26 protein-coding genes and 1 pseudogene are annotated in these 26661 nt (G+C 61.5%); 9 read left to right on the top strand and 18 right to left on the bottom strand.

What is annotated here, in order from left to right; translation table 11 throughout:
* Window positions 1-77: 77 nt before the first annotated feature.
* The 3 genes from GKZ67_RS06275 to GKZ67_RS06265 all read left to right on the top strand — a co-directional run bounded on the left by GKZ67_RS06275 (window position 78) and on the right by GKZ67_RS06265 (window position 3301).
* Window positions 78-1247 carry a 1-deoxy-D-xylulose-5-phosphate reductoisomerase gene (locus tag GKZ67_RS06275; protein ID WP_173241603.1) on the top strand — a complete coding sequence of 390 codons (1170 nt, stop codon included), beginning with the start codon at window positions 78-80 and terminating at the stop codon, window positions 1245-1247.
* A gap of 106 nt (window positions 1248-1353) precedes the next feature.
* Complete coding sequence (rseP, locus tag GKZ67_RS06270; RefSeq protein ID WP_254245086.1) at window positions 1354-2697, top strand: RIP metalloprotease RseP; 1344 nt, start codon at window positions 1354-1356, stop codon at window positions 2695-2697.
* Between the two features lie 97 nt (window positions 2698-2794).
* Entirely contained in the window at window positions 2795-3301 is a 507-nt protein-coding gene (locus GKZ67_RS06265) for a DUF6702 family protein (RefSeq protein ID WP_173241602.1), read from the top strand.
* A gap of 10 nt (window positions 3302-3311) precedes the next feature.
* Here the strand turns inward: GKZ67_RS06265 and GKZ67_RS06260 are convergent, their stop codons facing one another.
* Window positions 3312-3986, bottom strand: coding sequence for a DUF2461 domain-containing protein (locus GKZ67_RS06260; RefSeq protein ID WP_173241601.1), 675 nt, complete (start codon window positions 3984-3986; stop codon window positions 3312-3314).
* Window positions 3987-4122: 136 nt separating this feature from the next.
* Between GKZ67_RS06260 and GKZ67_RS06255 the strand changes: the two genes are divergently transcribed.
* Together GKZ67_RS06255 and GKZ67_RS06250 are read left to right on the top strand one after the other, a co-directional pair.
* Window positions 4123-5232: a YncE family protein gene (locus GKZ67_RS06255; RefSeq protein WP_173241600.1), complete on the top strand. Its 1110-nt coding sequence runs from the start codon at window positions 4123-4125 to the stop codon at window positions 5230-5232.
* Between the two features lie 121 nt (window positions 5233-5353).
* Window positions 5354-6238: an FKBP-type peptidyl-prolyl cis-trans isomerase gene (locus GKZ67_RS06250; protein WP_173241599.1), complete on the top strand. Its 885-nt coding sequence runs from the start codon at window positions 5354-5356 to the stop codon at window positions 6236-6238.
* 160 nt (window positions 6239-6398) lie between these two features.
* On the opposite strand, the gene GKZ67_RS06245 is transcribed toward GKZ67_RS06250, so the two are convergent.
* Entirely contained in the window at window positions 6399-7706 is a 1308-nt protein-coding gene (locus tag GKZ67_RS06245) for a DUF5723 family protein (protein ID WP_173241598.1), read from the bottom strand.
* A 300-nt stretch (window positions 7707-8006) separates the two neighbouring features.
* Here GKZ67_RS06245 and meaB point away from each other — a divergent pair.
* A pseudogene (meaB, locus tag GKZ67_RS06240) lies at window positions 8007-8992 on the top strand (methylmalonyl Co-A mutase-associated GTPase MeaB).
* Between the two features lie 14 nt (window positions 8993-9006).
* Here the strand turns inward: meaB and GKZ67_RS06235 are convergent.
* Both GKZ67_RS06235 and GKZ67_RS06230 read right to left on the bottom strand, forming a co-directional pair.
* Window positions 9007-9822 carry a PKD domain-containing protein gene (locus GKZ67_RS06235; protein ID WP_173241597.1) on the bottom strand — a complete coding sequence of 272 codons (816 nt, stop codon included), beginning with the start codon at window positions 9820-9822 and terminating at the stop codon, window positions 9007-9009.
* A gap of 105 nt (window positions 9823-9927) precedes the next feature.
* Complete coding sequence (locus GKZ67_RS06230; RefSeq protein ID WP_173241596.1) at window positions 9928-11352, bottom strand: polysaccharide lyase family 1 protein; 1425 nt, start codon at window positions 11350-11352, stop codon at window positions 9928-9930.
* 209 nt (window positions 11353-11561) lie between these two features.
* Here GKZ67_RS06230 and GKZ67_RS06225 point away from each other — a divergent pair, with 209 nt between their 5' ends.
* Window positions 11562-12212, top strand: coding sequence for a YoaK family protein (locus tag GKZ67_RS06225; protein ID WP_173241595.1), 651 nt, complete (start codon window positions 11562-11564; stop codon window positions 12210-12212).
* A 30-nt stretch (window positions 12213-12242) separates the two neighbouring features.
* Here GKZ67_RS06225 and GKZ67_RS06220 read toward each other — a convergent pair whose 3' ends face one another.
* The 12 genes from GKZ67_RS06220 to GKZ67_RS06165 all read right to left on the bottom strand — a co-directional run bounded on the left by GKZ67_RS06220 (window position 12243) and on the right by GKZ67_RS06165 (window position 24230).
* The gene (locus GKZ67_RS06220) at window positions 12243-14843 is read right to left on the bottom strand and encodes a DUF5916 domain-containing protein (protein ID WP_173241594.1); all 2601 of its coding nucleotides are present in this window, start codon (window positions 14841-14843) and stop codon (window positions 12243-12245) included.
* A gap of 93 nt (window positions 14844-14936) precedes the next feature.
* Window positions 14937-15806 (bottom strand): DUF4097 family beta strand repeat-containing protein, encoded by an 870-nt coding sequence (locus tag GKZ67_RS06215; RefSeq protein ID WP_173241593.1) that lies wholly within the window; start codon window positions 15804-15806, stop codon window positions 14937-14939.
* 61 nt (window positions 15807-15867) lie between these two features.
* Window positions 15868-16650, bottom strand: a complete 783-nt coding sequence (locus GKZ67_RS06210; RefSeq protein ID WP_173241592.1) for a DUF4097 family beta strand repeat-containing protein — start codon at window positions 16648-16650, stop codon at window positions 15868-15870.
* A gap of 142 nt (window positions 16651-16792) precedes the next feature.
* Window positions 16793-16951 (bottom strand): HEAT repeat domain-containing protein, encoded by a 159-nt coding sequence (locus GKZ67_RS06205; RefSeq protein ID WP_254245215.1) that lies wholly within the window; start codon window positions 16949-16951, stop codon window positions 16793-16795.
* A gap of 26 nt (window positions 16952-16977) precedes the next feature.
* Window positions 16978-17691, bottom strand: coding sequence for a zf-HC2 domain-containing protein (locus GKZ67_RS06200; RefSeq protein ID WP_173241591.1), 714 nt, complete (start codon window positions 17689-17691; stop codon window positions 16978-16980).
* 66 nt (window positions 17692-17757) lie between these two features.
* On the bottom strand, window positions 17758-18309 hold the full coding sequence (locus tag GKZ67_RS06195; protein ID WP_173241590.1) for an RNA polymerase sigma factor: 552 nt from the start codon (window positions 18307-18309) through the stop codon (window positions 17758-17760).
* A gap of 359 nt (window positions 18310-18668) precedes the next feature.
* On the bottom strand, window positions 18669-19745 hold the full coding sequence (locus GKZ67_RS06190; RefSeq protein WP_173241589.1) for a hypothetical protein: 1077 nt from the start codon (window positions 19743-19745) through the stop codon (window positions 18669-18671).
* Between the two features lie 83 nt (window positions 19746-19828).
* Window positions 19829-20851 (bottom strand): M56 family metallopeptidase, encoded by a 1023-nt coding sequence (locus GKZ67_RS06185; protein WP_173241588.1) that lies wholly within the window; start codon window positions 20849-20851, stop codon window positions 19829-19831.
* Window positions 20829-21257 carry a BlaI/MecI/CopY family transcriptional regulator gene (locus GKZ67_RS06180; RefSeq protein ID WP_173241587.1) on the bottom strand — a complete coding sequence of 143 codons (429 nt, stop codon included), beginning with the start codon at window positions 21255-21257 and terminating at the stop codon, window positions 20829-20831. Before GKZ67_RS06180 ends, GKZ67_RS06185 begins: the two co-directional genes overlap by 23 nt.
* Window positions 21258-21585: 328 nt before the next feature.
* Complete coding sequence (gene folB, locus GKZ67_RS06175) at window positions 21586-21951, bottom strand: dihydroneopterin aldolase (RefSeq protein ID WP_151088295.1); 366 nt, start codon at window positions 21949-21951, stop codon at window positions 21586-21588.
* Window positions 21952-22166: 215 nt separating this feature from the next.
* Window positions 22167-23174: a DivIVA domain-containing protein gene (locus GKZ67_RS06170; protein WP_173241586.1), complete on the bottom strand. Its 1008-nt coding sequence runs from the start codon at window positions 23172-23174 to the stop codon at window positions 22167-22169.
* A 108-nt stretch (window positions 23175-23282) separates the two neighbouring features.
* Window positions 23283-24230: a WD40 repeat domain-containing protein gene (locus GKZ67_RS06165; RefSeq protein WP_173241585.1), complete on the bottom strand. Its 948-nt coding sequence runs from the start codon at window positions 24228-24230 to the stop codon at window positions 23283-23285.
* A gap of 78 nt (window positions 24231-24308) precedes the next feature.
* Here GKZ67_RS06165 and GKZ67_RS06160 point away from each other — a divergent pair, with 78 nt between their 5' ends.
* Together GKZ67_RS06160 and GKZ67_RS24100 are read left to right on the top strand one after the other, a co-directional pair.
* Entirely contained in the window at window positions 24309-25010 is a 702-nt protein-coding gene (locus GKZ67_RS06160; RefSeq protein ID WP_173241584.1) for a 4'-phosphopantetheinyl transferase family protein, read from the top strand.
* 52 nt (window positions 25011-25062) lie between these two features.
* Entirely contained in the window at window positions 25063-25197 is a 135-nt protein-coding gene (locus GKZ67_RS24100; protein ID WP_262889635.1) for a hypothetical protein, read from the top strand.
* Between the two features lie 474 nt (window positions 25198-25671).
* On the opposite strand, the gene GKZ67_RS06155 is transcribed toward GKZ67_RS24100, so the two are convergent.
* Both GKZ67_RS06155 and GKZ67_RS06150 read right to left on the bottom strand, forming a co-directional pair.
* Window positions 25672-25983, bottom strand: a complete 312-nt coding sequence (locus GKZ67_RS06155; RefSeq protein WP_173241583.1) for a hypothetical protein — start codon at window positions 25981-25983, stop codon at window positions 25672-25674.
* A 58-nt stretch (window positions 25984-26041) separates the two neighbouring features.
* Window positions 26042-26614, bottom strand: coding sequence for a PD40 domain-containing protein (locus GKZ67_RS06150; RefSeq protein WP_173241582.1), 573 nt, complete (start codon window positions 26612-26614; stop codon window positions 26042-26044).
* Window positions 26615-26661: the final 47 nt, after the last annotated feature.

Raw genomic sequence — 26661 nt, 5'->3', positions numbered from 1 at the left:
GCAGCCGCGAATAGATATGCTGAGCTTGAGCCGACGGGGCGCGCCTACCTTTGCCCCTCTATTCCTAACCCTACTTAATGGCGGATTCTTTTTCTCAAAAAACCCTGGCCCTGCTGGGCTCTACGGGCTCCATTGGCACGCAGGCGCTGGAGGTGGTACGCGAGCAGCAAGGCCGCTTTCGGGTGGCGGTGCTCACGGCCGGGCGGCAGTGGCAGCTGCTGGTGCAGCAGGCGCAGGAGTTCAGGCCGGCGGTAGTAGTTATCGGCGAGGAGTTTTACCGGGAGGTAAAAGCCGCCCTGGCCGGCCAGCCCGAAACCCAGGTGCTGGCCGGCGCGGCGGCCCTGGCCGAAGTGGTGCAGCGCCCCGAAGTAGACGTGGTGCTGACCGCCCTCGTTGGCTACGCGGGCCTGGTGCCTACGGTGGCCGCCATCCGGGCCGGCAAGGACATTGCCCTGGCCAACAAGGAAACGCTGGTGGTAGCCGGCGAGCTGATTACCAGCCTGGTGCAGCAGCACGGCGTGCAGCTGCTGCCCGTCGACTCGGAGCACTCGGCCATTTTTCAGTGCCTGGTGGGCGAGGCGCACAACCCCGTTGAGAAGATTATCCTGACGGCCTCGGGCGGACCATTCAGGGGCCGCAAAGCATCGGATTTATCCTATATTACAAAAGCCCAGGCGCTGAAGCATCCGAACTGGACGATGGGCGCCAAAATTACTATCGACTCGGCCACGCTCATGAACAAGGGCCTGGAAGTGATAGAAGCCAAATGGCTGTTTGGACTGCGCAACGAGCAGATTGACGTGGTGGTGCATCCGCAAAGCATTGTGCACTCGCTGGTGCAGTTTGAGGATGGCTCGCTGAAAGCGCAGCTGGGCCTGCCCGATATGAAGCTGCCCATTCAGTATGCGCTGGGCTACCCCGAGCGGCTGCGCAATGACTTTCCCCGGTTTTCGTTTCTGAACTACCCTACCCTCACCTTTGAGCCTCCCGACCAGGCCACGTTCCGGCACCTGCCGCTGGCCTTTGAGGCCATGCGGCGCGGCGGCACGGCCGCCTGCGTGCTCAATGCGGCTAATGAAGTGGCCGTAGCCGCTTTTTTGCAGGATAAGGTAAGCTTTCCGGGGATGGCCGAGGTAGTGGCCGAGTGCCTGCAACGGGTGCCGTATCTTGCAAGCCCAACTTTGGCCGACTATGCCGCTACTGACGCGGAAGCACGCCGGATTGCTTTTTCACTACTTAAAGATTAAGAAGTAAACCCTGAAAACTGCGTGCAAAGGGCAAGCTGCTCCCGCCCTTGCACGCAGTTTCAACGGTTGATTTATAATTTATAATTTTTAATTCTTTTCTTCTCCTTTGGAAATTCTCGTTATGATTGGCCAGCTGCTGCTAGGCCTCTCGCTACTGGTTGGCTTGCACGAATTTGGGCACTTTGCCTTCGCCAAGCTTTTTAAGATTCGGGTCATTAAGTTTTACATCTTTTTCGACTTTCTGTTTCCGCTGCCGCACGTCTGGAACTTCAGCTTGTTTAAGCGCAAGGTGGGCGAGACGGAGTATGGCATCGGCTGGTTTCCGCTGGGCGGCTACGTGGCCATCCACGGCATGGTAGATGAAACGCAGGATGCCGACGCCCTGGCCGGCCCCCCACAGCCCGACGAGTTTCGGAGCAAGCCCGCCTGGCAGCGGCTGCTGGTGATGCTGGGCGGCATTATTATGAACGTGCTTACGGGCATCGTCATTTTCTCGGCCCTCACTTACAAGCTCGGCGAAAGCTACCTGCCCGCCTCCGAGGCCCGCTACGGCGTGGTAACTACCAAGCTGGGCCGCGACATCGGCTTTCGCGACGGCGACCAGATTGTAAAAATCAACGGGCGGCCGTTTACCGAGTTCAACCAGGTGTACGACCCCAACGTGCTGCTCGGCAGCGAGAGCTACTACACCGTGGAGCGTAATGGCCAGCTGCTCGACCTGCCCAAGTTGCCCAAAACGTTTTTTGACCAGCTCAACAAGCAGGGCGACAGCCTCTTTGTGGAAGCGCGCTCGCCCTTCACGCTGGCCGAGGTGGTGCCCGGCAACCCCGCCGCCAAGGCCGGCATCAAGGTTGGCGACCGCATTACCCAGATTGGGGCTACGCCCATTCGCTACTACGACGAGTTGCTGCGCACGCTGCCCCGCTACAAGGGCCAGACTATTCCTATTACCGTAAGCCGGGCCGGCCAGACGCTGGCGCTGCCCGTAGCCGTCAGTGCGGCCGGCAAAATCGGAGTGCGCCCCAAGCCGGAGCTGAATTTCAGCACCCGCTACTATAGCCTGGGCCAGTCGGTGCCCCAGGGCACCAAGCAGGCCTTCAGCGTTATTACGCTGCAAGCCAAGGCTTTTGGCAAAATCCTGAAACGCGAGGCTTCGGCTTCGGAAAGCCTGGGTGGCCCCGTCGAAATTGCCCAGCAGTTTGGTGGCGTCTGGAACTGGCCGCACTTCTGGACCTTGGTCGGTACGCTGAGCATGGTGCTGGCCTTCATGAACCTGCTGCCCATTCCGGCCCTCGATGGCGGGCACGTATTATTCCTGCTCTACGAGATGATTCTGCGCCGCAAGCCGTCGGAGAAATTCCTGGAGAATGCCCAGCGCGTAGGCACGGTGCTGATTCTGGCGCTCATGGCGTATGTTATTGTGATTAAGCAGGTAATGAAGCTGTTTTAGGTAAGCCTCATTGCTTTTGGCAGTTGTCCTTGCAAGCTTTACGCTCGCAAGGACAACTGTTTTTCAGACCTTATCTGGCCAGATTCTCACCACCCTTATGCGCCGCCTTCCTCTGCTTCTCAGCCTGCTGCTCGGCCTGCCGGGCCTAGCGGGCACCCGCCATGCCTATCACACAAGCATTCTGGAGCTGCGCCTTAACCCCGAAAAGCAACAGGTAGAGCTGGCGCTGAAAGTCTTCACCGACGATTTCGCGCGGGCGCTTTCGCAGGGCCGGCCCAAGGCGGTAGACTTGCAGCAGCCCAGCGCGCTCCCCGTGGCCGAGCTGTACCTGCATCAGCATCTCAAGCTGAGTATTCCGGCTGCGCCCCGCCACCCCCGCCTGCCGCTCGACGTGCAGTTTATGGGCCTGCAAGCCGAAAAAGATGCGTATTGGCTCTACGCTAAGGTACCCCTGCCGCACCCCACGAAGGAGCTGCTCATTCAGCAGGAGATGCTGCTGGAGCTGTTCTCCGACCAGATGAATATCGTAAATGCGGAAGGCAACGGCAAGAAAATCAGCGCCCTACTTCGCAACGGGCACGAGGAGGAGGTGCTGAATTTTTAGAGTAAGTTCACTACCCCTTACTACTAACCTCCAGCCACTCACAGAATGGTCCGAGCGTGCGCAGGGCGGCTAGAATGTGCCCTTGGAAGTCAGCGGTACTGAGCTGGCGTACCTCCACATCGGGTAGCTGGCAGGATAGCAGAAACTGCTTGTGGCGCAGCCAGTCAGCCTCGGGGTGCGCAGCTTCGTAGCCGGGCGGCATCTTTTTTAGCTGCTCGCCGGCTAGGCCCTGCGGGAAGAACAGCCGGGCCGCTGGCGCGGCCAGCAGCGCGTGCAGGCCATCGGCTGCGTAATCAATCTCCTGGCGGATGGCCGCTACCTGCTCTTTGGTGGGCTCGTAGAGGCCGCCAGCCACGAGCGTCTGGCCGTGGGGCCCAATCTGCACGTAGCGACCAGGGCCGCCACCCTTTTTGCCACCCGCTGCGAAATAGGCCGAGAAGTGCGTTTTATACGGCACTTTTACTTTTGAAAAACGCACGTCGCGATATATTCTGAAAACACACTTCTTGGCATCCAGGCCGGCCAAAGCGGGCTCGTTGGCGGTCAGCTCACGCAGCCAGTAGGCTACGTCCTGCTCAAAGTCAACGCGTAAGCGGTCGTAGGTAGCTTTGTGGTCCTGAAACCAGGCGCGCTCGTTGTGGCGGGCCAGTTTTTCGAGAAAATCGAGGAGAGCAGCGGGATTCATGACTTAAAGATGCACCCTACAGGGGCTGACGAAGTGCCTTCGGGGCGAGCCAGGCTTGGTACTGTGTCTGGCTCGGCTGGCTGCCCGGCACGGTTTTTTCGTTCAGCCAGCTAAGTATCAACCCTCTGTTTTGCTCATGAACCGGCTGTTTTTCATCTTTCCGGCTTTTCTGTTTTTCATTCAGGCTGCGCGCGCCCAGCGGCCTACCGACCTTTGGTACTTTGGCCGCCAGGCCGGCTTGAGCTTTGCCAGCGGCACCCCTACTCCGCTGCTCGATGGTGCCATGACCACCTACGAGGGCTGCGCCACCGCCACTACCAGGCGCGGCGAGTTGCTCTTTTATACCGATGGCCAGACGGTGTGGAACCGCCAGCACCAGCCCATGCCCAGCGGCCGCCACCTTATGGGGTCGGGCAGCAGCACGCAGTCGGCCCTCATCGTACCAGACCCCGGCTCGGGCAATATTTTCTATATCTTTACCGTGGCCCCGCAGGGAGCCCCCGATGGCCTGCGCTACTCGGTAGTAGACATGACCCGCGACAACGGCCTCGGCGATGTGCCCCGCGCCAACCTGTTGCTCGTGACCCCGGTAGCCGAGAAGCTCACGGCCGTGCGCCACCCCAACGGCCACGACGTGTGGGTGCTGGCTCACCGCTGGAACTCCAATGCCTTTGTGGCCTACCTGGTGACGGCCGATGGCGTAGCCGGTAAGCCCGTGATGAGCAACGTGGGCAGCCTAAACGCCGGCCCCGGCCGCAACGCCATCGGGGCGCTCAAGTTTTCGCCCGATGGTACCAGGCTGGCCGCCGCCATCTGGCGCGAAAGCAACCGGTTTGAGGTGTACGACTTTGACCGCAATACCGGCAAGGTGAGCAATGCGCGCAGTTTCGGGCCCTACGCCGAGGCCTACGGTGTGGAGTTTTCGCCCGATGGCAGCAAGCTCTATGGCACCTGCAACGGCAACACCATGAGCAAAACTCCCAGCGTGAGTGAAACCCAGATAATTCAGATAGACCTCAAAACCAAGGCAGTGGTACCGGTAGGCCATTCCTCCAACCATAAAATCGGGGCGTTGCAGCGGGGGCCCGACGGCAAAATATACGTAGCCCGCGAAGACAACTCCTTTCTCGGCGTTATTGCCAGCCCCAATGTGAGCGGCCCGGCCTGCGGCTACGTCGACGATGGCCTCAAGCTGGGTGGGCGGCGCAGCAAGCTCGGGCTACCTGGCTTCGTGGTAGAGCCCTAGCCGCCCGCGGCCCGGCCAGCATCAAACAACCGCCCCGGCGGAACCCAATCCAGGCGGGTGTCATTATCTGGCTTACCGGCTTACTTTTGTCTAAAATCCGCTTATGAGAAATTCTTTTTCCGTGTCCCGTTTATTCATCCTGGCCTTTCTGGCACTGGCAGGCCTGCTCACTACCGCCTGCAAAAAGGATGCTGCCCCGGCCGATTACTCGGCCGCCGACAATGCCACCATTCAGAAGTACATAGCCGACAAGGCTATACCGAATGCCCAGCACCAGGCATCGGGCCTGTACTTTGTACCCGTAACCACAAACCCCACCGCAGCCAAGGTGGCGGTTGGCCAGACCGTGTCGGTGCTCTATACCGGCACCCTGCTCGATGGTACCGTCTTCGATGCGTCTTCCCAGAATGGTAATCTGCCCGTTACGTTCGTAGTGGGCAGCGGCCAGGTAATTCCCGGCTTCGATGAGGGCATTTCGCTGATGCGCATCGGCGAGAAAGCTACGCTGCTTATCCCCTCGGGCCTGGCCTACGGCTCGGCCGGGCGTGCTCCCAATATTCCGCCGAACTCCATTGTGCGCTTCGATGTAGAAGTAGTAGACTACGCCCCTATCGACGACGCACTCATCACGAAGTACATCGCCGATAATAAGATAACCAACGCACAGAAGCAGCCTTCGGGCCTGTATTTTGTGCCTACTACCACAAACCCCACCGGCACCCCGGCCACCGCAGGCAAAACGGCCTCGGTGCTCTACACGGGCATGCTGCTGAACGGAACCGTGTTTGATGCCTCCTCCCAGCACGGCAACACGCCCATCACGTTTGTAATTGGCAAAGGGCAGGTAATACCCGGCTTCGACGAAGGTATCTCCTTGATGCACAAGGGCGAAAAAGCCACGCTGCTTATCCCCTCGGGCCTGGCATATGGCCCCAGCGGCGCGGGTACCAGCGTACCGTCCAATACGGTCCTGCGCTTCGATGTGGAGCTGGTTGATGTGAACTAAGCTCGGCCGCCCTAAGCTGCCGGATAACTCAACGCCCCGCCGCTAGGAAGAAGCATTACGGCTTCCCTGGCGGCGGGGTGTTGAGTTATCCGGCAGTACCAGCTGAGACAGAAGGAGCGCTAGATTTGCTTAATTTTTATTTTTATAATATATCAATAGGTTATTTCTTACCAATCTTAAAACGCAGGAAGCCGAGGGCCAGGGAGGCGTACGGGTTGCTATCGGAGAAATAGCCCATTACGCTGCGGGTGCTGATACCCGCCTCCCACACCGGCGTCACGAGGGTGACGCCCAACGGCACATTCAGGTTATAGCCCGCGCCGCCGCTTACGCCAGTGCTCAGGCGCACCCAGCGAACGGGCTTGAAATCGAGGCCGGCTCCAATGAAGGTAGCCGGCAGGTTGCCAGCCACTTGGTTGAGGGGTACCGTTACGTCGAGGCCGGCCTCAAACAGCTCGGAGATGCGAACACCGCCGCCCAGCCGCAACTTGGTGGGCAGGCTGGCTTTGTGCTCCTGGGCTGCCTGGTAGGTAAAAAGCGTTTTTCCGGAATCGCCAAACTGGTTGACGATGCTCTTTACTACATCATACGTAGCCGTGCCACTATATTGCGGAAATGCCAGGTTCTGGTCAGTGGCCGTTACCACGTTGCCGGTCCAGCTCATCGAGCCAATATCGGTAATGGAAGCACCCAGCCGCACAACCTTGCCTATTTCAGTGGCCAGCCCCAGGTCGAAGCCGTTACCATGCCCCACCGGCTGCAAACCAGCGCCAGACTGATAGTTAAAGTTCGGGCTGCTGGCCAGGCTGCCGTAATTAATATTGAATACCGGCGAAAGCGATGAATAGGCCGACAGGCTGCCGCCCGTAATGCGCACATCGGCAATGCCCACGCCCTGAATGTAGCGGTAGCCCGCCCCGGCCGTGACTTTGATAACGCCCGGCACATCAAACACTTCGAGCCCGTAGCCGATGTTAAACTCGTTGGTAAGCGCCAGCTGCATCTGGGTGCCATCGAGGGCCGCTGAAAGCAGTGGCGGCGTGCTTTTGGCCGTGCCGTCGGCGGCGTAATACTGCTGCACAATGGCCGCGTTGCGGCCATTTATAATAAGGTCGGCGCTGTTTTGGTTGAGCGCTACGTGGCCGCTCAGCCGCTGATGCACCGATACGGCCAGGCCGCCCAGGCCCGCCGGCAGCGCTACGGCGAGCCCGAAAGCAGTAGCATCAGCGTTGATATTCAGCGCATTATTACTATTGAGATTAGCTACCAGCGACGTACGCTCGGTGGCCGTAAGCGCATCGCCGGAGTGTAGAATCAGCTTCTTGAATTGCGCGTTGGTGAGCGACTGCGAACCGGCCCCCACTCCTACCTCCCCGATAGTAAAGGCAATCAGGCTGTTGCCCTGACGGCCCAGGTTGGCCGGGTTGATACCCAATGACTGATAATCGAGGGCAAACGTGTTGGCCACGCCACCCGGCCGGTGGCCGAGAAGTTGCTTAGCTCGTTTTGAGCCAGCGCCGGCAAGGTGCTCAGCAGCCCGAGCGTAGCAAGCAGAGGGGAAAGGTGCTTCATAGATGGCAGCGGGATTGGGTAAAAAGGAAGCTGGAGCAGCAGCGTAGCGGCTGAATAGTAGCGCCAGGTGTGAACAAAAATACAGGTTCTGCCAGCCATTCGGTCTCAACGGGGAGTCTGGCTAACTACTTTCACCGCCTCCTGCTCCGTTTGACAATGCAGCGCTGGCACCGGGCCCGGTGCGTATTTTGCAGTCGTGCCTGCTCCTCCTCTTTCCCTTGCCGATTATGCTCAGGGCCTGCTGGCTGGGCAGCGCGGCGCCCTGGCTCGCGCCATCACCTTAGTAGAAAGCACCTTACCTGCTCACCAGCTGCTGGCTCAGCAGGTGCTGCAGGCGGTGCTGCCGCACACGGGCGCGGCCCTGCGGCTGGGCATTACCGGCGTGCCGGGTGTGGGCAAAAGTACCTTTATCGAAGCGCTGGGACTGTATCTGGTCGAAAAACTGGGTAAGAAGCTGGCCGTACTGGCCGTTGACCCCAGCTCGCCGCGCGGGGCGGCAGCATCCTGGGAGACAAGACCCGGATGCCGCAGTTGGCGGCGCACCCGCGGGCATTTATCCGGCCCTCGCCGGCCAGCGGCAGCCTCGGCGGCGTGGCCCGCGCTACCCGCGAGGCGCTGCTGCTGTGCGAGGCAGCGGGCTACGACGTCATTTTTGTCGAAACCGTGGGCGTGGGCCAGAGTGAGGTAGCCGTGCATGGCATGGTCGATTTCTTTTTGCTGCTACTGCTGGCCGGGGCCGGCGACGAGCTGCAGGGCGTGAAGCGCGGCATCATGGAAATGGCCGACGCGCTGCTCATTACCAAGGCCGACCACGGCAATGAGCAGGCCGCCCGCCGCGCCGCCCGCGACTACGAGGGAGCATTGCACCTGTTTCCGCCCGCCGCCTCGGGCTGGGCCGTGCCAGTGCGCACCTGCTCGGCTCTCAGCGGCGAGGGCCTGCCCGAAGCCTGGGAAGTGATAACCCAGTACGCGGCCCACACCCAGGCCAGCGGCTACTGGCAGCAGCGCCGCGCCCAGCAGCAGCTGCAGTGGCTGGAAGAAGCGGTGCGCCAGGCGCTGGAAGCGCAGTTTTACGGGCGGGTCGGCGTGCAGAGCGCACTGCCTGACGTGCGCGATGCGGTGGCTAGCGGGCAGCTCACGCCGTGGGCGGCGGCGGGCCAGCTGCTGAGTAACTCCGTTTAATGTTCGGCTGATGCTTACTCAAAATCACCAATCAATCGAACGTCTCCGTACACAGCAGTAAATATGTTTTGCTGAATATTAGTACCTACTCTCCCAATCCCGCCAGATTGCGACTGGTAATAAGGCATATAGGAGGTTGATAATAAGTATGTTCCTGTAGCATCCTGACCGTATAACTCAAGTCCGTATCCCACGCCCGTGTAGCCTAGCTTGGTGCCAAAGGGGTAATAATTCAGGGCCGGGAAATCTACCAACAGCTTACCAGGCACGGTGAAAACATAGGGAAGGCTAGCCGACGTCAGCCCTGTTACTTTCTGGCTTTCATAGACGATAGGGGCATTAAAGCTGGGATTAGCCAGCGACTGCATCGGATAATTCGCATGATTTTCGCCTACCCGCAGTACAACCCAGTATGTTGGATTAACTAGGTTGTGCATTGGCGAGCCTACCCGGTCAGATAGGTCCACGATAGCTACCTGCTTTATTACCCGGTCCAGCACCCGTATTTGCTTGCTTACCGTAGCAGTCTGTTTGTTAGCATTTTGCACCGTTAAGGTCAAGGTATAGGTGCCCGGCTTGGTATAGTAAAAACTTGGATTTGAGGTCGTCCGAAGGCTATCGTTTCCATAATCCCAGCGGTAGCCTACGGCATTCACCGACTGGTCGGTGAGGTATACATTATCGTAGGTCGCCACAGTCAGCACATCCGAGGCTGTATTGTCAGCAAAAGCAAATTTAGCCACAGGACCGGGCTGGCTGGGAGCAGGGTCTTTTTGGCAAGCGGCCAAGCCAAGAAGCAACAGCACGGAAATAGCATAACGGGCGCTCATAATCAATCCATTGAATGATACACGCACGCCATCCTCCGTTGGGCAGCTAGTGTACAGCGTTCGAATGTACAGCTTCAAACGTGACTAACCAATTAACTATTCATATTATTTCCCCGCCAGCTCGCTCAAATACACCTCCAGCATAGTATAGCCAGCGGGGCTGGCGGTGGCGCGGTCAGCAGCGTTCCGAGGGTTGAGCTTGTGGGCCGTTTCCCAGGCGTCGGGCATGCCATCGTGGTCGGTGTCGAGGGGTGCGGGAGCCTGCTTCAGCAAGGGCCAGGCGTTGCGCGAAACCGCGTAGGGCGTGCCGTGCGGGTAGCCACCCTGCACGTCGATGATGCGGCCGGTGCGGGTGCGCACCTCGCGCACCATACGCTGGTCGAGGGTATCGCGCAGAGGACGCACGGCGCCCGCGCCTTTCAGCACGCTTTCGTAGGCTTCGGCGGCCGTTTGGGTAGCTATAGGGCCGAAGTTGAACGGCGTTGTGACTTTGGAAAGGGCCGTATCGGCGCGGGTTCCGCCGTTCATGTCCACGCCGCGCCAGTTGTTGCGCGTTACTTCGGCACTGGCTTCCTGGTAGTTGCCGGCCAGGTAAAACTTCCCGTAGGGCAAGGGATTGTTGCCTTTATCAACTTTGTACGGATTGAGCACGCGGGTACGCACGGCTTCCTTGGTGCTGGGGCCGGGCTTATAATAGTTATTTACTATATTATAGTTTCCTCCTTCGCCGGCATACACGTTGTTTTCACCCCAGTCGTAGATGACGTTGTTGCGGAAGTCGCAGTTTTCGTAGCCGGCCGCGTGGGTGTAGCGGCTGCCATTAAAGCGCGGCGTGCGGCTGTTGCAGTGCACAAACAGGTTGTGGTGCATGCTGGCGTGCTGCCCGCCCCAGATGCCGCCGAAGCCGTGGTGCTCGAAGTCGGTATCGCCCTTCTCGTAGTGGTACGAGTAGTTGAGCGGCGGCCCGATAAGGTTCCAGCTCAGCGTGGTGCTGTCGCCCTCATACACCGAAAAAGCCTCGTCGGTACTCCAGCTCATGGAGCAGTGGTCGATGACGAGGCGGTGGTTGCGCAGGCCGCCGAAGGCATCGTCGCCACCCGCGCCATCCACAAAGCCCTGGTTCTGGTTTTTATCGCCCAGCCGAAACCGCATGAAGCGGACAATCACGTTCGTGGCTTTTATCTGCACCGTGTAATCGGCTAGGCAGATGCCCCCTCCTGGGGCCGTTTGGCCCGCAATGGTCGTGTTGGATTTGCTGATGGTGAGCGGCGAGAGCAAGTGGATAGTGCCCGATACCCGGAATACAATGGTGCGGCTCGGGGCCTTGGCTTCGCTCAGCTCCACAGCGTAGCGCAGGCTGCCGGGCTTGTTATCATCAAGCAGATTGGTAACTTCGAGCACCGTGGTGGGCACCGCGGCCGTGCCGCGCCCGCCCGTGGTGAAGCGCCCCGCCCCTTCGGCCCCTGGGAAAGCCAGCGGCGGGGCGGCCACGCCCGGCCCGCTCAGGCGCACGGCCCAGCTAGTGGCCATAGTGGCAAATAACAACCCATGGCGAAGCCCGAAGCCAATCAGCATAATCAAAGACAACAAAAAGTGGGGCTAAGGGCAGGCAACCTACCCGAAGGCCACAAATATGAGTAGCTGCACCGGGGCTCCCGGCGCGGGCGTGTTACTTTCTTTGCGCAATCGTTGTCGGCAACGTTGCCAGCGGCGGTGCGGGCGCGGCGCATTCTTTTACTATGGCTGATTCTACTTCTACCCCGGCGGCCGGCCCCCTGGCCGGCCCGAGCTTTACGCTGACTCTGGTAGCGCTGGCCGGCTACGTCGATGCGGTGAGCTACCTACGCTTTCAGGGGTTGTTCGTGTCGTTTATGAGCGGCAACACAACGTCGCTGGGCGTGGCCATTGCGCAGCAAAACGCGGCCAAAGCCGGCGAGTTGGCCGGTGTGGTGGGTTTATTCGTAGGGGGCGTGCTGCTGGGCACGCTGCTGCACTACCGCGCCGGCCGCTGGGGCAATACGTGTATTTTACTGCTGACTGCGGCCCTACTGCTGCTTGCCCATACCGGGCCGGCCGCTACTATTGCGGGCCTCACCCTGGGCATGGGCACGCTCAATGCCTCGGTGCATCAGGTGGGGCGCACCAAGGTCAGTCTCACGTTTGTGACGGGCACGCTGGTGCGCATGGGGACCGGCCTGGCCGACTGGCTGAGCGGGCGCGCGCCGGCGCAGGACTGGCTCTGGCCCGGCACGCTCTGGCTGGCTTTTCTGACCGGGGCGCTGAGCGGAGCCGCTACGCTGCGGCACCAACCCACGCGGGTACTGCTTGTGGCCGCCAGCCTAAGCCTGGCGCTGGCCCTGGTAGCGCGCCGCACGCGGGGCATCACGTAGGTTTATCGCATAACGAATGGCGAACCCTTGCTACCCGCGCCGGGACCGCACCGTGAGGTAGTCGAGGTAATATAAAATCTTCACCGACACGTTGTTATTATGCGCGGTATTTATAGTACTGGCCAGGTTGTCGAAGTAAAGCGGCGTGGCTTCGCTGCCCAGGATGCTGGTGCCACCCGCATTTTTCCACACCAGGCTCACCTGCGAGCCGGGCGCAAACCACCACACAAACGCCGCGTCGATATTGAAGGCGTTGAAGCTGGTGTCGTGGTTGCGGAAGTAGCCGGGCAGGTTCTCCTCCCCGCCGTTGGGGCTCAGGCGGGCGAAGCTCAGGTAATGCACGCTGCTGATGTAGTGCCGGGCGCGGAACGTGAGCGAGATGCGGTTGGTGAAGGTGTAGTTGGCGGCTAGCGTGTTGGTGTACGTCACCACCCGGCGGCGGCCCAGCAGCACGTCGGGCGTCAGGAGCGCGCTATAAAACTGGTCTATGGGCTGCGTCAAATCGAAGCCGTCGTTTACGTAGCCCATCTGGTTCACCTTCAAAGCATAATCGAAGGTATAGCGAAAATTTAATTTATCACTGACGCGGTAGCGCGGACTCAGGGTAAGGCCGTAGGCCAGGCGGCGGGGGCGCTCCACGCGGTTGTCGAGCGCGTAGGGCCGAATGCCGGCGTTAATATCGTAGGCCAGCTTTTTGCGGTAGTCCGACGATACAAACGCGCCCAGGTTCACGCTGCTCGGCACCCACACGTAGTACCCGCCCAGCGGCGCGGTGCGCGGCTCGTAAAAGTCGCGCCGCAAGGGGTCCACGTTCACATTGAAGCCGGTAGTCAGAAAGCTCTTGGTAAAGGTGGTGTTGGCACTGCCGTAGAAGCCGGTATTCTGATAGAGTAAGGGCTTGAATAAGAAGGAGTGATAAATGCCGGCCGAGGTATAGAGGTTGTTGACTTTCCAGAAGGGCTGGTACTTGTTGTAGCTCGCATTTACCGACTGCGACACGTTGTTATTGCCAAACAAGATGCCCAAATCGTTGGGGTTGTAGGTATCCGACTCGATGCCGTGGTCGACGTACCAGGTAAAGTTACCCGAGATTTTGCCGTAGTTGAGGTAGTATTTGTAGCCATTCTGGTCGTCAATCGGCGCCTCCGAATTCAGCGCCAGGCCGTGGCGCTGCGAGTAGTTGAGCTGACCGCTGAAGGCATGCTGGTTTTTCTTATCGACGAGCCGAAACAGGCCGGCCGTGACGTTGGCGTTATATGTCTGGCCGCCGCGCGTCACGTTGGTATTGATGAGCGACACGTACGAGTTGTGCGGCAGGCTCTGGTCGAGCACCACGATGTTGTAGTTGGTCAGCGGCTGGGTCAAAATCTGGCGCTGGCGGCCGCTAAGCGAGTCCTGCACCGTGGCGTAGCTGGCCGCCGACACGGCATTGAACACACCGATACCCAGGCCTTTACTGGTGCGCCCCGATACTTTGGTGGCATTGAGCAGGCGCGTTACCCCAGGGTTTTGGTATACAAATTCTCCCTTAGCCAAAAGCCCACCCTGCGCCTGGAGCACCGACACGTCGGCAAAGCCCATGGGTTGCGCGCCTATCCGGCGCGAGTAAAACAGCCCGCCCTTGTTAAAGAGCTCGGTGCCTTCGGTGAAAAAAGGCCGGTTTTCCGGGTATTGCACCTCAAAGGGCGAGAGGTTCAGCACCTGGTTGTCGCTGATAGTCTGGCCAAAATCGGGTATCAGCGTAGCGTCGAGCGTAAAGCTTTCGTTGATGCCCCATTTCAGGTCGGCGCCGCCGTTGAAGCTGGTAGTTGCGTTTTGCTTACCCAGCTCATTATAAGGATAATGATTGACGTAGGCGCTCACGTAGGGGGTGAGCGAGAGGCGCAGCGGCGGGTGCAGGTTTTCAAGATTAGTCAGCTCACCCCACTGGTTTACGAAGCCATCGACGGCCGGATTGATAGGATTCCAGGTAAACTGTTGGTTATCCCGCTTGCGCTGCCGCATAAACTGCAGGCCCCAGGTTTGCACCGGCGCCTGGGCAAAGCGGATGGCCGAGTATGGAATCCGGATTTCCACGCTCCAGCCCTTGCCGTCGGGCAGCGGGGCTACGCGGCTGTCCCACACGGCGTTCCAGGCGCCATCTTCGCCGTTGGCGGGCGAGTAGCGGGTGTCCATCTGCACGCCGGTACTCATTACGAAGAAGCCATACCCGTTGAGGTGGTCGCGGTAAGGGTCGAGAAAGATGGCGAAGAAATCGGTATTTCCGACGTTATCGCGCTGCGTCAGCTCGCGCCTGATGCTATCGGGGCTGGCCTCTATCATCTTGGCGCCCACGTACATCGCGGCATCATCGTAGAGTATGCGTACTTCGGTAGGCAGGCGCTCGGCGTGGCCGGGGTGCGGCCGGTACTCGGTAAACCGGCCCGCCACCGGGGCGGCCTGCCAGGCGGCCTCGTCGAGCAGGCCATCGAGCTTAATTGGAGCAGCTATGCGCTGGGCAGCTACCTGCCGGCGAACCCGAGCCGGCGCATTGGCCGGAAGCGACTGAGCAGCCAATGGCTCAGCAGTACCTAGCAATAAAAAACTCAGCAACAGCCATAAAACCCGTCGAAGAGCTAAAGCAGAAAACATGGCAGACAGGTGAAGAAAGGGTGTAGTGAGCCATAGACACCGGCCGAAGCGCTAGCGTTGTCTGAGTCACCCAGTATTTTTTGGCTCTTTGGGCTACGGCTGCTTTCTGAAAAACACGTCGCCACTCACCGATTCGAGCTTCACGAGCGGACCCGAGCCGCTGCCGTAGCTGCCGTGCAGCTCGTAGCCCACGTAGCTGTGCGCTTTCAGGTTACTGAACGTCACGGCCGGGTCGGCATACACCTCACCCGTAATGCTCTTCAGGCTGAGGTCGGCGCCCTGGGCCGGCGGCCAGCTCAGGTCTACATTGCCGCTTACGGTAATGGCTTCTACGGCACTGCTGCTCAGGTTATTCAGCTTTACATCGCCACTCACGCTACGTACCGCAATGGGGCCGGCCAGGCTGCTGAGCAGGAGGTCGCCGCTCACTGTTTTGGCGGTGAGCGCCCCGCTGAGGCCACTCACGTCGATGTCGCCGGTAAGGGTCGTGATACGCAGGGCCGTACCCACGGGCAAGGTTACCTCGTAGTCGATTTTCAGGCAATAGCTGTACTCACCCTGGTGGTAGCTGATGCTGGGCCGCAGCCCACCGGTTTTGCCCGAGCGGGTGTAGTCGCCGTGTACGCCTCCCGAAGAATTGGTGCGGCTGCCTTCCTGGCAGTCGCCGGTGTACTGGGTTTGGCGCAGCTTTTCTTCGTCGAGCTTTTCGACTACTGCCAGCTCCGGGCCCGCAGTTTCAGTAGTCAGGCGGTAGAGGTCGTTCTGCTGATTGTCGTTGATGCTCACCCTGGCGTGTATGCTCAAGCCTGCGCCCGGCCGCACCCGGATGGTATGGGCATATTTCAGGTCCAGCAGCACGCGTTGGCCGGCGGTCAGGTTAGCAGTTTGGGTTACGAGGCGCTGGGCCAGTACCGGGGCCAGACTGCTTAGCAGTAGCAGGGCGGCAAGTAAAAAACGGGGCATAAGACAGCTAAATCAAGGAGTGAGAAGATGGTAAGCAAGCAGCAGGCAGCACACACGGCTCCTACTTGGCTTTGCGCACGAAAATGTCGCCGCTGATACTCTTCAGCGAGAAGGTGGCGCCGCCGCCATTGGCGCGGCCTTCCACCGTTTGGCCGCCCACGTGGCGCAGGCCGTTGCCTCCGCTCAGGTTAAGGTCGAAGTCAGTATAGATTTCTCCCGATATAGAGCGCATCGACAGGCTCACTTTCGAGCTGGCGGGCAGTGTCACGTCCACGTCGCCACTCACCGACGAGATGGCGCTGGGCTGGCTGGGCGTGGCGCTGAACTGCACCTTAATGTCGCCGCTCACGGTATTGGCCACAATGGGGCCACTCACATTCAGCAGCCGTAAATCACCCGATTGCAGGCTGATTTCGATGCGGCCGGCCAAATCGCGCATGGTCAGGTCGTCGGCCCCGCCCCAGCCGCCCTGCGCAAAGGAAATGTCGGTCTGGCGCGGGAGGCGCACGGTGTAGTGGCCTTCGCTACGCCCCGTTTTCGAGATGCGAATGGTATTGTCGGCCCCGGCGGTCACCGCCAGGCCCAGGCGGGTATTGTCGCTACCGCCGTTATAGATAGGCCGCAATCCATTAGCCAGGGCAGGCGGTGCCTCAAAATGGCCCGAGCCGTGAATCAGCACCTCGTCGCCGTCATAGCCCTCTACTGTCACGTCGCTGCCGCGCATGTCGAGCACCACCTTGCGGTTGGTCGGGCTACTGAATTTCATTTTGTACTCCTGAGCGCGCAACGACGCGGGCAGGGCCAGGCCGAAGGCCAGCAGCGGAATTAAGGCAAATTTTTTCATGATAGGTAAAAGCGAAAGGAGTGTGAGGCAGGCCGTAAAGCAGCGTGGCACGCCGCTCCCCACCCGCTGCCAAAGCCTGCGCGGTGGGAGTATCCGAATCGGCGTGCCACGCCGATTCGGATAATATTAAAATTATTGAATATTAAATCAACTGCCCTAGCCCGCTTTCAGCCTGCTGCCGCACGGCCGGAAGCACTTCGGGCTGGCGGGCCAGCTCCTCAAGCTGCGGCACGGCGCGCTTTTCGCGCAGGGTCACCAGGGCATCGATGAGGGTAATCTGCACGTTGGGGTCGGTTTGCAGCGGCAGGGCTTCAACCAGCGCCGGCCCTACGCGGGGTCGGCCCGCAGGCGCACCAGCGCCTCGCAGGCGGCCAGCCGCACATTGGGGTTCGGGTCAGTGTCCAGGGTATGAATGAGGGTGAGCACGGCCGGGTCGTTGGGCTCCACTACCATTGCCGGTGCCTGGCTCACCAGCTGCAGGCGCTCGCTGGCCGTAGCCGGCTGCTGCCGCGCCGCCGCCAGCCGCACCGATAAGGTAGCCTGCTGGGGCTGAGCAGCCTGGGTATTCTGTGCCAGCGGCGGGGCCACCGGCCCGCCGCGCAGTAGCAGCCCCAGCACTGCCCCCACTGCCACCAGCGCTACGCTGGCCGCTACGCGCAGCCACTGTTGCGTAGCAGCCAGCACCCGCTGCGGGCCCGGCTTCTCCTCTTGCATGGCGGCGCTTTGCAGCGGCTGGCCGCCCCGTGCGGCCGTCAGCCCGGTCGGCGAAGCTGCGGCCAGCTTCGCCTTTTCCTCGTGCAGCAGGGCCTGAAAATCGTCGCGCATAGTCAGCGGCGGCAGCTCGGCGGGTAGCGCGTCGAGGTCGTTGAAGAGCTGGCGCAGCTCGGCCAGCTCGGCCTGGCAGGCCGGGCACGCGGGCAGATGCGCGGCCAGGTGCGCCGCCTCGGGCGGCAACGGCCGGCCATCGGCCAGGTCGGGCAGCCAGGCCCGCAGCTCAGCACAGGCCGGGTCGGTAAGGTGAGAATCGTTAGAGAAGCTCATTGTTAATTGTTAATTGTTAATTGTTAATTGTTAATTGTTAATTGTTAATTGTTAATTGTTAATTGTTTAGCTTAAATAAATCTTTCTTAGCGCATCCAGGGCTCGGTGGGCTTTGACTCGCGCCGCGCCGGCCGTACAGCCCAGCTGCTCGCTGATTTCGGCGTAGTCGAAGCCCTGGAAGCGGTGCAGCAGCAGCACTTCGCGCTGGGCGGCCGGCAGCAGGCCGAGCGCTTCGTGCAGGGCCTGCTGCTGGTCGGTAGTCACCCGCTGGGCCTGGGCGGCGCGGCCGTGAACAGCGGTTTTTTCCACTTCTTCCAGGTTGGCGGTAGGGCGCTGGCGCTGGTAGTGGTCGGCCCACACGTGGCGGGCCAGCTGATACACCCAGGCCCGAAAGGGTTGGCCCGGCTGGTAGCTGGCGCGGTAGCGCAGCACCCGCACAAATACATTCTGGGTCAGGTCCTGGGCCAGGTCGCGGTCACCGTTGGCCAGGCGGGCCAGGAAGCCAAACAGCGGCCCGTGGTAGCGCTCAAACAGCCCGGTTAGCTGGTCGAGGTCGCCGGCCTGCACCTGGGCCATCAGGGCTTCATCGCTGAGCAAAGTAGCGGTGGCAGGCGGCATGGGGGCGACGTTAAAAAGGTCAAGAAAAGTAGGTTTTGCAGGGAGTACCGGCGAAGCAGCCATTCGTTACAACGTGGTTACAGTTTTTTCAGGAAAACCAGCAATGAGGTGGCTGGCCCATAAAAAAGGGGTCGGTTGCCTGCTATCCAGACAACCGACCCCCTTTTTTATGGACTAATTTACAAGCAGTTAATTCTCGTCAATATTAATGTTGTAGGTTGACGACTTGCCTTTGCCGTCGGCGGGCTGGTTCAGCAGCTTACGGTAGCGCGCTACCTGGGCCGGCGTGAGGGCTTTGCCATTTACCCGACCGCCCTTCTCGTTGAGCTGAAAGGAAAAGCTGCGGTCATTCTGGCCAATCAGGCCGTCGCGGCGCAGCGCCTCGCGTAGCTCACCGGTTTTGGGAGCTGGCGGAGCCGGGGGCGGGGGTGGTGCTTGGGGAGAAAACGGGGCCAGGGGAGCCAGGGGTGCCCGCGGCAGCCGCGGCCCACGGGGCAACCGGCCCGCGGGCCATCCAGCGCCCGTAACTCGGCTTCGTCGGCGGCAATGCGGGCCCGTAGCTCGGCGCGACGCGCATCGGCTTCGGCCCGGTTGGCATCGCGCTCGGCCTGGCGGGCGGCGTCTTCACCTGCCGGCAGGTTGCCCTGCCCGTCGGCCCGCAGGTGGTACAGCTCGCCACGCTTGCGGAACTCGATATGCACGCGCGAGTCAACGTGGCTGGCCGCGGCGCTGTTCAGGTTAAAGTGGAACTCCTTGAACTCACGGCCGTCGTCGGACCACCGCAGCCTGGCGCTGCTTTTATCCAGCTTGCGCAGCTCCTGCTCCATTTGCTGGCGCTGGTCGGCAGTCAGGTCCGGGTTGCGCAGCGTTTCACGCAAACTACGGCGGGCGCTTTCCAAGGCCTGGCGGGCTACGCCATCGGCCGAGAAATTAAAGCTGAACGACTGATTTTCGGGCTGCTCAAGACGTTCTAGCCTCATTGGCCGCTCGATGCGCGTTAGCCCATCGCGCGGGTCGGGCACACGCACTACTTCTACGGTTTTCGCCACTTTGCCGTGCTTGGCTTTCTTGCCAGGGGCGGTGGTTTCGACGGGCTGCCCATCTACCAGCAAGCTTACGACGCGGCCTTTTTTATCTTTTTCCAGCACTACCGTGCTGGCTCCGCGCCGGGGCGGTCCCTGCCGAAACCGATGTGGCCGGTCATCGGCTTGGGCGTCCTGGTCATCGTTAAGCTGCACGCGCACTGTCTTTTCGATGCGCCGAACCGTATCGCCCGGAGCCGGAGGAGCGGGTGGCACAGCTGGCGGAGCGGGTGGCACAGCAACAGTTACTTTGCGGCGGGTGGTGTCGGCAGGGCTGGCCAGGGTGCCCGTGGGCGCAGCTTGTCCTTTGCCCGGCGTGGTAGCATGGTGCTCGGGGCTGGCGGCCAGCACCACGCCCGTGCTCAGGCCCAGCAGCCCTAATATGGTCAGAAAACCAGCTAGTAGCCCCTCGCCTACCGTGGGGGCCTGGGGCCGGCCTAACGCCAGCCGCCGTACCCGCGCCAGCAGTGAGCCCCGCCCCCTACGCCCGTCGCCGCCAGCGCCAGGCGCGGCGCCGCTTCTATTTCCAGCTCGGCCAGGGCCGCCAAGGCACGGGCCACCCGCAGGCGGTCGCCGCCGCAGAGGGCAGCGGCCTGGTCGTCGCAGCAGTTTTCGCGCTCGGCCCGCAGGCAGCTGGCCATAAACCACACCGCCGGATGGTAGAAAAACAGCACCTCGACCACGGCCAGGCCCAGGTTTAGCAAATAGTCGCGCCGCGCTATATGCGCTACTTCATGCGCCAGCAAGGCTTCGAGCAGCGCCGGGCTCAGGCCCGCTACTGCGCCCAGCGGCAGCAGTACCACGGGCCGCAGATGCCCCAGCACCAGCGGGCCGGCCACCCGCGCCGATTCGAGCAGGGCCACCGGCCGGCGTAGGCCGGCCCGGTGGGCCAGCGCCGTCAGGCGCTGCTGCCAGTCGGAGCCCAGGGCCCGCGTACCGGTGCGGCGCAAGCGCCCCGCGTAGAGTAAGCCGCCCAGTAGCCGGCCGCCCATTAAGAGCAAGCCTAGCAGCCAGGCCGCTACCAGCACCGGCAGGTAAGGCTCGCAGCGATGACCAGCCACGCGCAGCCAGGCCGCCGGGGCCAGACGGGCCGGAGCAGCCAGTAGCTGCGAAGCTGCCGCCCCTGACTGCACAGAATATTCATGATAATTAATATTAGACTTATGCAACCGGGGGCCGGCGGGAGCCGCCACCGTGTACGACACTATTGCTGGCTGCACCACCGGCGCTTGCTGGTAGTAAAACCCGAAGGTGCCGGCCACCACGAGCGCCAGCATGGCCAGCGCGCCGGCTGCCACCGTGTAGCGCAGCTCGGCGCGCTGGCGGCGCAGCAGCGGCAGCACGCCGGCCAGCACCAGCGCCAGCACGGCCCCCTGCCACAGCGAGTGCAGCAGCGCGTAGCCCAACGCCCGCACCAGGGCGGGCGATAATACTTCTCTAAGCAGCGGGAGCGTCGTCATGGGGAGTAGCGGTTGACTGGTTAGCATTTTGAATCTCAATATCATTGAGCAGGCGTCGAATCTGGGCCAGCTCATCGGGCGAGGTGCGGCGGTGGCCCAGTGCCTGCATTACCAGCTTCAGAGCCGAGCCGCCGAAGGTGGCTTCCACGAAGCGGTCGAGCAGCAGGCCCTGGGTATCCTGCTCGCGCACGGCCGCCCGGTAAATGTGACTGCGGCCTTCATCGTCGCGCTGTACCAGCCCCTTTTCCAGCATCAACTGCATGATTTTCAGGGTGGTGGTATAGCCAACTTCGCGGTGCTGGCTCAGCTGCTCATTTACGGTGCGCACAGTAGCCGGGCCGTGCTGCCAGAGCACGTGCAGAATCTCCAGCTCGGAGTCCGTAGGTTTGGGGGGCGCTTTCGGCATAGGATAAGGCAAAAAGTTTCGTACGAATAATTTCGTAGACCAAAGATTATATGAGAGACTTCGTACTTGCAAAAGCAATGTACGACAAATTTCGTATAACAAAGCAATACCCTGGTAATCAGCCGTATTATTTTCTTATGGGCCGTGTACTTTCTGCCGCCGTTGTCAGGCGAAAGTGAGCTGCGGGCTTTCCGACGGCTGTCCGCTTGTTACCGGAACGGCTGGCGCACACGACAAGCGGACAGCCAGCGAAAAGCCCGCAGCTCACTTTCGCCCCAATCCGGGAACTGCTCTAGCTGTAAAAAGAAGCGTTCCACTTCGCGCCTGGTTAGTTGCTGCCTTGCTTGCGCGTCAGCGTAACGCGCGCCCGCTGGCAGATGCCACCCACCGGCGGGTTGAATTTTGACACGCTCACCCGCCCCTTGCGTACCTGCGGAAACTCGCTCATCAGGCGGTCGAGGATACGGTGGGCCAGGTGCTCCAGGAGGCGGGCCGGGCGCTGCATCTCTTCGAGCACGAGCCGGTAAAGCACCTCGTAATTAACGGTTTCGGCCAGCTTATCGGAGGCGCCGGCCGCGTGCAGGTCGGTTTTCAGGTACAGGTCGATGCCGTACTTATTACCGATTTTCTGCTCCTCATCATAGTAGCCGTGAAAGGCAAAAAATTCGAGTCCTTCAAGTGCAATCTGGCCCATCTGTCTGAACCGCGGATTTATCGGATTCGTCAGATTAACCGGATTTTGGTGACGAATCCTTTCGCGGCCCTAAAAATAAAGGGCTGCCCGTTGGGCAGCCCTGCTTGCGTCATCAAAAAAAAGAGCTACCGGACTAAAAGCGCACTGACGTCACCAAAATCCGATTTAATCCGATAAATCCGCGGTCTAGATTTCGTCAAAAAACGACTTCTCCCCTATCGGCTCAGGCTGCGCCGCCATGCCGGGATGAGTAGTACGCTCGGGCTGCTGAATTTCGGGGCGGCCGGGGCCGATAGGGCTGATTTCGGGGCGCGCTGGCTCCACATAGGGCGAGGGCGGCGAGGGCACCGTTTCGGGGCCGGGCTGGTCGATGCGCGGCGCGGGCGCAATACCAGGGTTTTCGGCCGGCGCTTGGGGGCGCTCGATATCGGGGCGGGGGCCCGGCCGGGGTCGGGCTGCTGGCCCGGCTTGGGGTTGTAGGCCCCAGGCGCGGCCGCTGCGCGGGGTGCGTCCTGCCCGGCGCGGGCAGCGGGGGCAGCACTTGGGGCAGCAGCGGGTGCCGAAGCAACGGCCACTGCCGAAGGGCGGGAAGAAGCAGTCGTGACGTTCATATCGGAGGCAGGGCTAGGTTCGGGCGCGGCCGCTTCATCGGGCCGCTTTACCTGTACGCTGCCGGCCCGCGAAAGGATAGCCGCCGAGCCATTTTTGGGGCGGGTTCGGGCGCGCTCCACTTTTTCGAGGGCATCGGAGGCCAGGTGGTGCAGGTCACGCACCAGCGCATCGAGCTGCTGCTCAAGGCGCTGGCACTCCTGCCCCAGGCCACCAACCTCCTTCTGCATATCGGCTACGGTGCTGGTGGCGGTCTGGTAGGCTTCTTCCACAATGGCGCGGGCGCGCTGGCGGGCTTCCGCCAGTGTTTGTTCGGCCAGCAGCTGGGCCTCACGGCGGCGCAGGTCGGCATCGCGCTGGGCCTGCTCGGTAATGGAGTTGCCGGTGTCTTCGGCGGTTTTCAGGGTGCGGTAGAGCGAGCTTTCCACCTCGCGCATCTTCTGCACATCCTGCTGGGCATGCTCCAGCTTGAGGCGCAGCTCGCGGTTTTCGTCGCCCATGCGCTCCCACTGCTGCGAAATCATGGTCAGAAACGCCTGCACTTCGTCTTTGTCAACGCCCCGAAAGGATTTTTCAAACGTCTTCTGCCGGATATCGAGGGCGGTAATTTTCATAAATTCAGGGAGCAAATAACAAGGAGCGGGTGATTACGAATACCTAATGAGGGCAGCGCAATAGTAAAAGCGGAACCTCAGCCCGTGCGCCGCGCACAAAAACTGTTCCTACTCACTGCCCACCGCAACCTGCCACACGGCCAGGCTTCGGTCATCGCTGCACGAAACTAGCCGATGCGGGTTGCCCGGCCAAACCAATTTATTGACCGACGTGCCGTGGCCGGCCGTGCGGGCCCGGTCGAGCACCCGCAGCAGAGCCAGACTGGCAGGGTCCCAGAGCTTGATGCTCTTATCGAGCGAGCAGCTGGCCAGGTAGCGCCCATCGCCGCTAAAAGCCAGGTGATTGATAGCGTACATGTGGGCTACTATACTATCGGCCAGCGCGTAATCCTGGGTAGTATCGTAGCGCCGCAGGTGCGCATCGCGGCCGGCCGCCAGCAGGTGGCGGCCATCGGGAGTATAGGTCAGCGTGAAAACGGAATTGGTCGCTTCGGCCAGCGAGGTTTTTATTTCCAGCGAGTCGGGGTCCAGCACGTAAACCTTCCAGTCGGAGCTGCCCACGGCCAGCTCGTGGCGGCCTTCGTGCAGGGCCAGGCAGCGCAGGCTTTTAGCGCTTAGGCGCAGCAGGTGCTCAAGCCGGAAGTCGGACCCGCGCAGCACGGCCAGCGTGCCATCACCCAGGGCGCAGTACAGGCGCTGGCGCGTTTCCGAATATACTATATCGAAGATGGCCACCGGCGGCAGCGCCGTGGCGAAGGCGAGTGTTTTGCTCGGCAGGTCAATAGCCTGCACGCCCTGAAAATTGTGCCCCAGCAGCAGCAGCCCGCGGCCGGGCAGCTCGCACAGGGCATACACCGAATTTTCGACCCGCGCCAGCAGCTCGCCGTCGGCTTCGGGCCGGGCGCTATCCCAGGCCACTACCATGCCATCGGCGCTGCCCGAAAAGATACGGTCGGAGTCGGGCCGGCCGGCCAGCGCGTACACCGCGTCGCGGTGCCCGGCCAGGGTGCCGGAACGGTGCGCGGTGGGGCGAAGCGGCGGAGTAGTAGCGAGCATAACTCCCCAAAGGTCGGGCGCCGCGGCGGTATGCGCTTTAGCCGGGGCCGCCCTACCTTCGCCACTGCTCGTTTCGTTATGCCGCTTCACGCTATTACCGCCCTTGCCGGCGGCGTTCACCTGGGCCTCTGGCACCTCACCGAAGCGCCGGCCGCGCTCTGGCTTCAGCTCACCGATGCCCCGGCCTACGTGCCGCTGCTGCCCGCCCGCGCCGATGGCTTGCGCCAGGCGCAGTGGCTGGCCGGCCGGGTGCTGGTGCAACAGCTGCTGGCGGCTACTGCCACCCCGGTTTTACCGCTGCGCAATGATGCGGCCGGCCGGCCCTTTCTGGCCGGGCCCGGCCGGCCGGCCGCCGTATCGCTATCGCACTCCGGTGAGTGGGTGGCGGCACTGCTGGCTCCGCCCGGTACGGCCGTCGGCATCGATGTAGAAATAGTGCGCGCGAAGGCCCAGCGCATTGCGCGCAAATTCCTAAACCAGCACGAAGTAGCGGCTTTACCTGCTATTTCGATAGCAAGCTCCTGCCCGTCCGAGGCTGCGCTTGAGCTATTCAGCTTGTTGTGGAGCGCCAAGGAAACGCTTTATAAGCTGGCGGGCCGCCGGGGCATTATCTTCCGCGAAAACCTGCTGCTCGACCTGCCGGCTGGGCCCTGGCCGATACCCGGCCTGCTGTCCGCCAGGCTGAGCTTAGCCACGGGCATTTCCCGGCACCAGATTTGTTATCTTCGGCCGGCAGCCGGCTACGTGCTCACGTACTGCTACCAGCTTGCTTCTTCCTAAATCCTTTACCCGGCGCTGGCCCATATCTTCTCTGCTCCTTTCTACCCTCGTCATGTCTTTTTGTAAACTTCCGGCGTTGCTGGCTACTGCCCTGCTGCTGGCTACCGTCACAGTGGGCACCGCCCGCGCTCAGGGAACCGTGGGTGATTTTACGGTGCAAAAAAACGGCGGGGCAGTGCCTCGCTGAGTGCCTACAATGGCCAGAAGGCAGTAGTAGTCATCTTTCTGAACCCGGCCTGCGCCTACACGCGCCTCTACCGGGAGCGCCTGACGGCCCTGCACAGCGCGTATGGCGGCCGGGGCGTGGAGTTTATGTTTGTTAATGTGCCCATCAACCTCGACACGAACGAGGGCGGCGGGGTGGCGCGCTGGCTACTTTCACCGACGATGGCGCCGCCAGCACCGCGCTGGGCGTGAGCAAGACCACCGAGGCCGTGGTGCTCCAGCCCACCGGCTCGGGCTTTGCGGTGCGCTACCGGGGCGCTATCGACGATAACCCCAGGTAGCCAGCGGTGTGCAGCAAGCTTACCTGCACCAGGTACTGGATAACCTGCTGGCCGGCCGGCCGGCCGGCGTAGCCGACAAGCGCGCCGCCGGCTGCCTCATCAAGCGGTAATTCCTATAGAAACCGGGTTATGAGCGCATCGGCCCGGCCGCTGGCTCAATCGGCCGGCGCTAGTTCCAGGCCCAGCGCTTTTACGTCGACCCAGTAAATATCGCCCAGCCCATTGCCGGGGCTAGTAAGCCGGTGGTGCAGCTGGACGGCCGTTTCGGGCTGCGCGGGAGGTGCAAAAGGGAGACTACGGGCGCTGGCAAAGAAAAACGCCTTGCCATCGCGGGTTATTTTAGGCGAAAACTCGATGCTCGACGAGCTAAACGGCATGGGCAGGCGGTGGGCCGGCTGCCACTGGCCGTGGCGGCGATACGCCAGGTAGAGGTCGGCATTGCGCAGGTCGGCCGGGCGGCCCGCCATAAAAATTAGGAACCGCTCCTGCGGGTCAATAAACGGCTCGTATTCGTGCCCCGCCGTATTAATGGCCGGCCCCAGGTTTTCGGCGGCGCCAAAGCCCGTGCCCTGCGGGGCGCAGCGGTAAAAGTCGGAGCCTCCCTGCCCACCCGGCCGCTTCGAGCCAAAATACAATGCCCCTGGTCGGTAAGCGTGGGGTAATACTCATCTGCTGCGCTATTAACCGGGGCGGGCAGATGCTCGGGGCGCCCCAGCCGGTGCGCGTGCGGTGCACGCGCCAGATATCGGTGTCGCGGCGGGCCGAGTCGCCGGCCTGTACCGGCCGGTACGACATAAAATAAAGCGTGCGGCCGTCGCGCGTGAAAAACGGGTCCGCATCCATGTAGCGGCCCGAAAAAGGCGCCACTACCGGGGCAGTCCACTGCCCCTGGCGGCGGTACGAAAAGCACAGCGTCCAAGTGCTCATGTCGGGCGCGCTTTTCAGAAAGCACAGCGTATCGCCGCTCGCCGTGAAGGCCGGGTGCGACTCATACTCGCCGGTGCTGATAACGCCGGGCGCAAAAATCTGCGGCTGCTGGGGCGGCACGGGCTCGCCCGGCAACACCAGTGAGCCTACTCCCAGGCAACTAAGCAGCATAGCGACGCGCCTCATTCAATTACCGGATTACGCAGCCAAAAAGGTTG

The organism is Hymenobacter sp. BRD67 (genome assembly GCF_013256425.1).
Lineage (GTDB): Bacteria > Bacteroidota > Bacteroidia > Cytophagales > Hymenobacteraceae > Hymenobacter.
This window is presented reverse-complemented; position numbering and strand designations above follow the sequence as displayed.

Coding starts and splice junctions, on each gene's coding strand:
- GKZ67_RS06275 (WP_173241603.1), top strand. CDS start 78: ATGGCGGATTCTTTTTCTCAAAAAACCCTGGCCCTGCTGGGCTCTACG.
- GKZ67_RS06265 (WP_173241602.1), top strand. CDS start 2,795: ATGCGCCGCCTTCCTCTGCTTCTCAGCCTGCTGCTCGGCCTGCCGGGC.
- GKZ67_RS06260 (WP_173241601.1), bottom strand. CDS start 3,986: ATGAATCCCGCTGCTCTCCTCGATTTTCTCGAAAAACTGGCCCGCCAC.
- GKZ67_RS06255 (WP_173241600.1), top strand. CDS start 4,123: ATGAACCGGCTGTTTTTCATCTTTCCGGCTTTTCTGTTTTTCATTCAG.
- GKZ67_RS06235 (WP_173241597.1), bottom strand. CDS start 9,822: ATGAGCGCCCGTTATGCTATTTCCGTGCTGTTGCTTCTTGGCTTGGCC.
- GKZ67_RS06230 (WP_173241596.1), bottom strand. CDS start 11,352: ATGGCCACTAGCTGGGCCGTGCGCCTGAGCGGGCCGGGCGTGGCCGCC.
- GKZ67_RS06225 (WP_173241595.1), top strand. CDS start 11,562: ATGGCTGATTCTACTTCTACCCCGGCGGCCGGCCCCCTGGCCGGCCCG.
- GKZ67_RS06220 (WP_173241594.1), bottom strand. CDS start 14,843: ATGTTTTCTGCTTTAGCTCTTCGACGGGTTTTATGGCTGTTGCTGAGT.
- GKZ67_RS06215 (WP_173241593.1), bottom strand. CDS start 15,806: ATGCCCCGTTTTTTACTTGCCGCCCTGCTACTGCTAAGCAGTCTGGCC.
- GKZ67_RS06210 (WP_173241592.1), bottom strand. CDS start 16,650: ATGAAAAAATTTGCCTTAATTCCGCTGCTGGCCTTCGGCCTGGCCCTG.
- GKZ67_RS06200 (WP_173241591.1), bottom strand. CDS start 17,691: ATGAGCTTCTCTAACGATTCTCACCTTACCGACCCGGCCTGTGCTGAG.
- GKZ67_RS06195 (WP_173241590.1), bottom strand. CDS start 18,309: ATGCCGCCTGCCACCGCTACTTTGCTCAGCGATGAAGCCCTGATGGCC.
- GKZ67_RS06185 (WP_173241588.1), bottom strand. CDS start 20,851: ATGACGACGCTCCCGCTGCTTAGAGAAGTATTATCGCCCGCCCTGGTG.
- GKZ67_RS06180 (WP_173241587.1), bottom strand. CDS start 21,257: ATGCCGAAAGCGCCCCCCAAACCTACGGACTCCGAGCTGGAGATTCTG.
- folB (WP_151088295.1), bottom strand. CDS start 21,951: ATGGGCCAGATTGCACTTGAAGGACTCGAATTTTTTGCCTTTCACGGC.
- GKZ67_RS06170 (WP_173241586.1), bottom strand. CDS start 23,174: ATGAAAATTACCGCCCTCGATATCCGGCAGAAGACGTTTGAAAAATCC.
- GKZ67_RS06165 (WP_173241585.1), bottom strand. CDS start 24,230: ATGCTCGCTACTACTCCGCCGCTTCGCCCCACCGCGCACCGTTCCGGC.
- GKZ67_RS06160 (WP_173241584.1), top strand. CDS start 24,309: ATGCCGCTTCACGCTATTACCGCCCTTGCCGGCGGCGTTCACCTGGGC.
- GKZ67_RS24100 (WP_262889635.1), top strand. CDS start 25,063: ATGTCTTTTTGTAAACTTCCGGCGTTGCTGGCTACTGCCCTGCTGCTG.
- GKZ67_RS06155 (WP_173241583.1), bottom strand. CDS start 25,983: ATGGCGGGCCGCCCGGCCGACCTGCGCAATGCCGACCTCTACCTGGCG.
- GKZ67_RS06150 (WP_173241582.1), bottom strand. CDS start 26,614: ATGCTGCTTAGTTGCCTGGGAGTAGGCTCACTGGTGTTGCCGGGCGAG.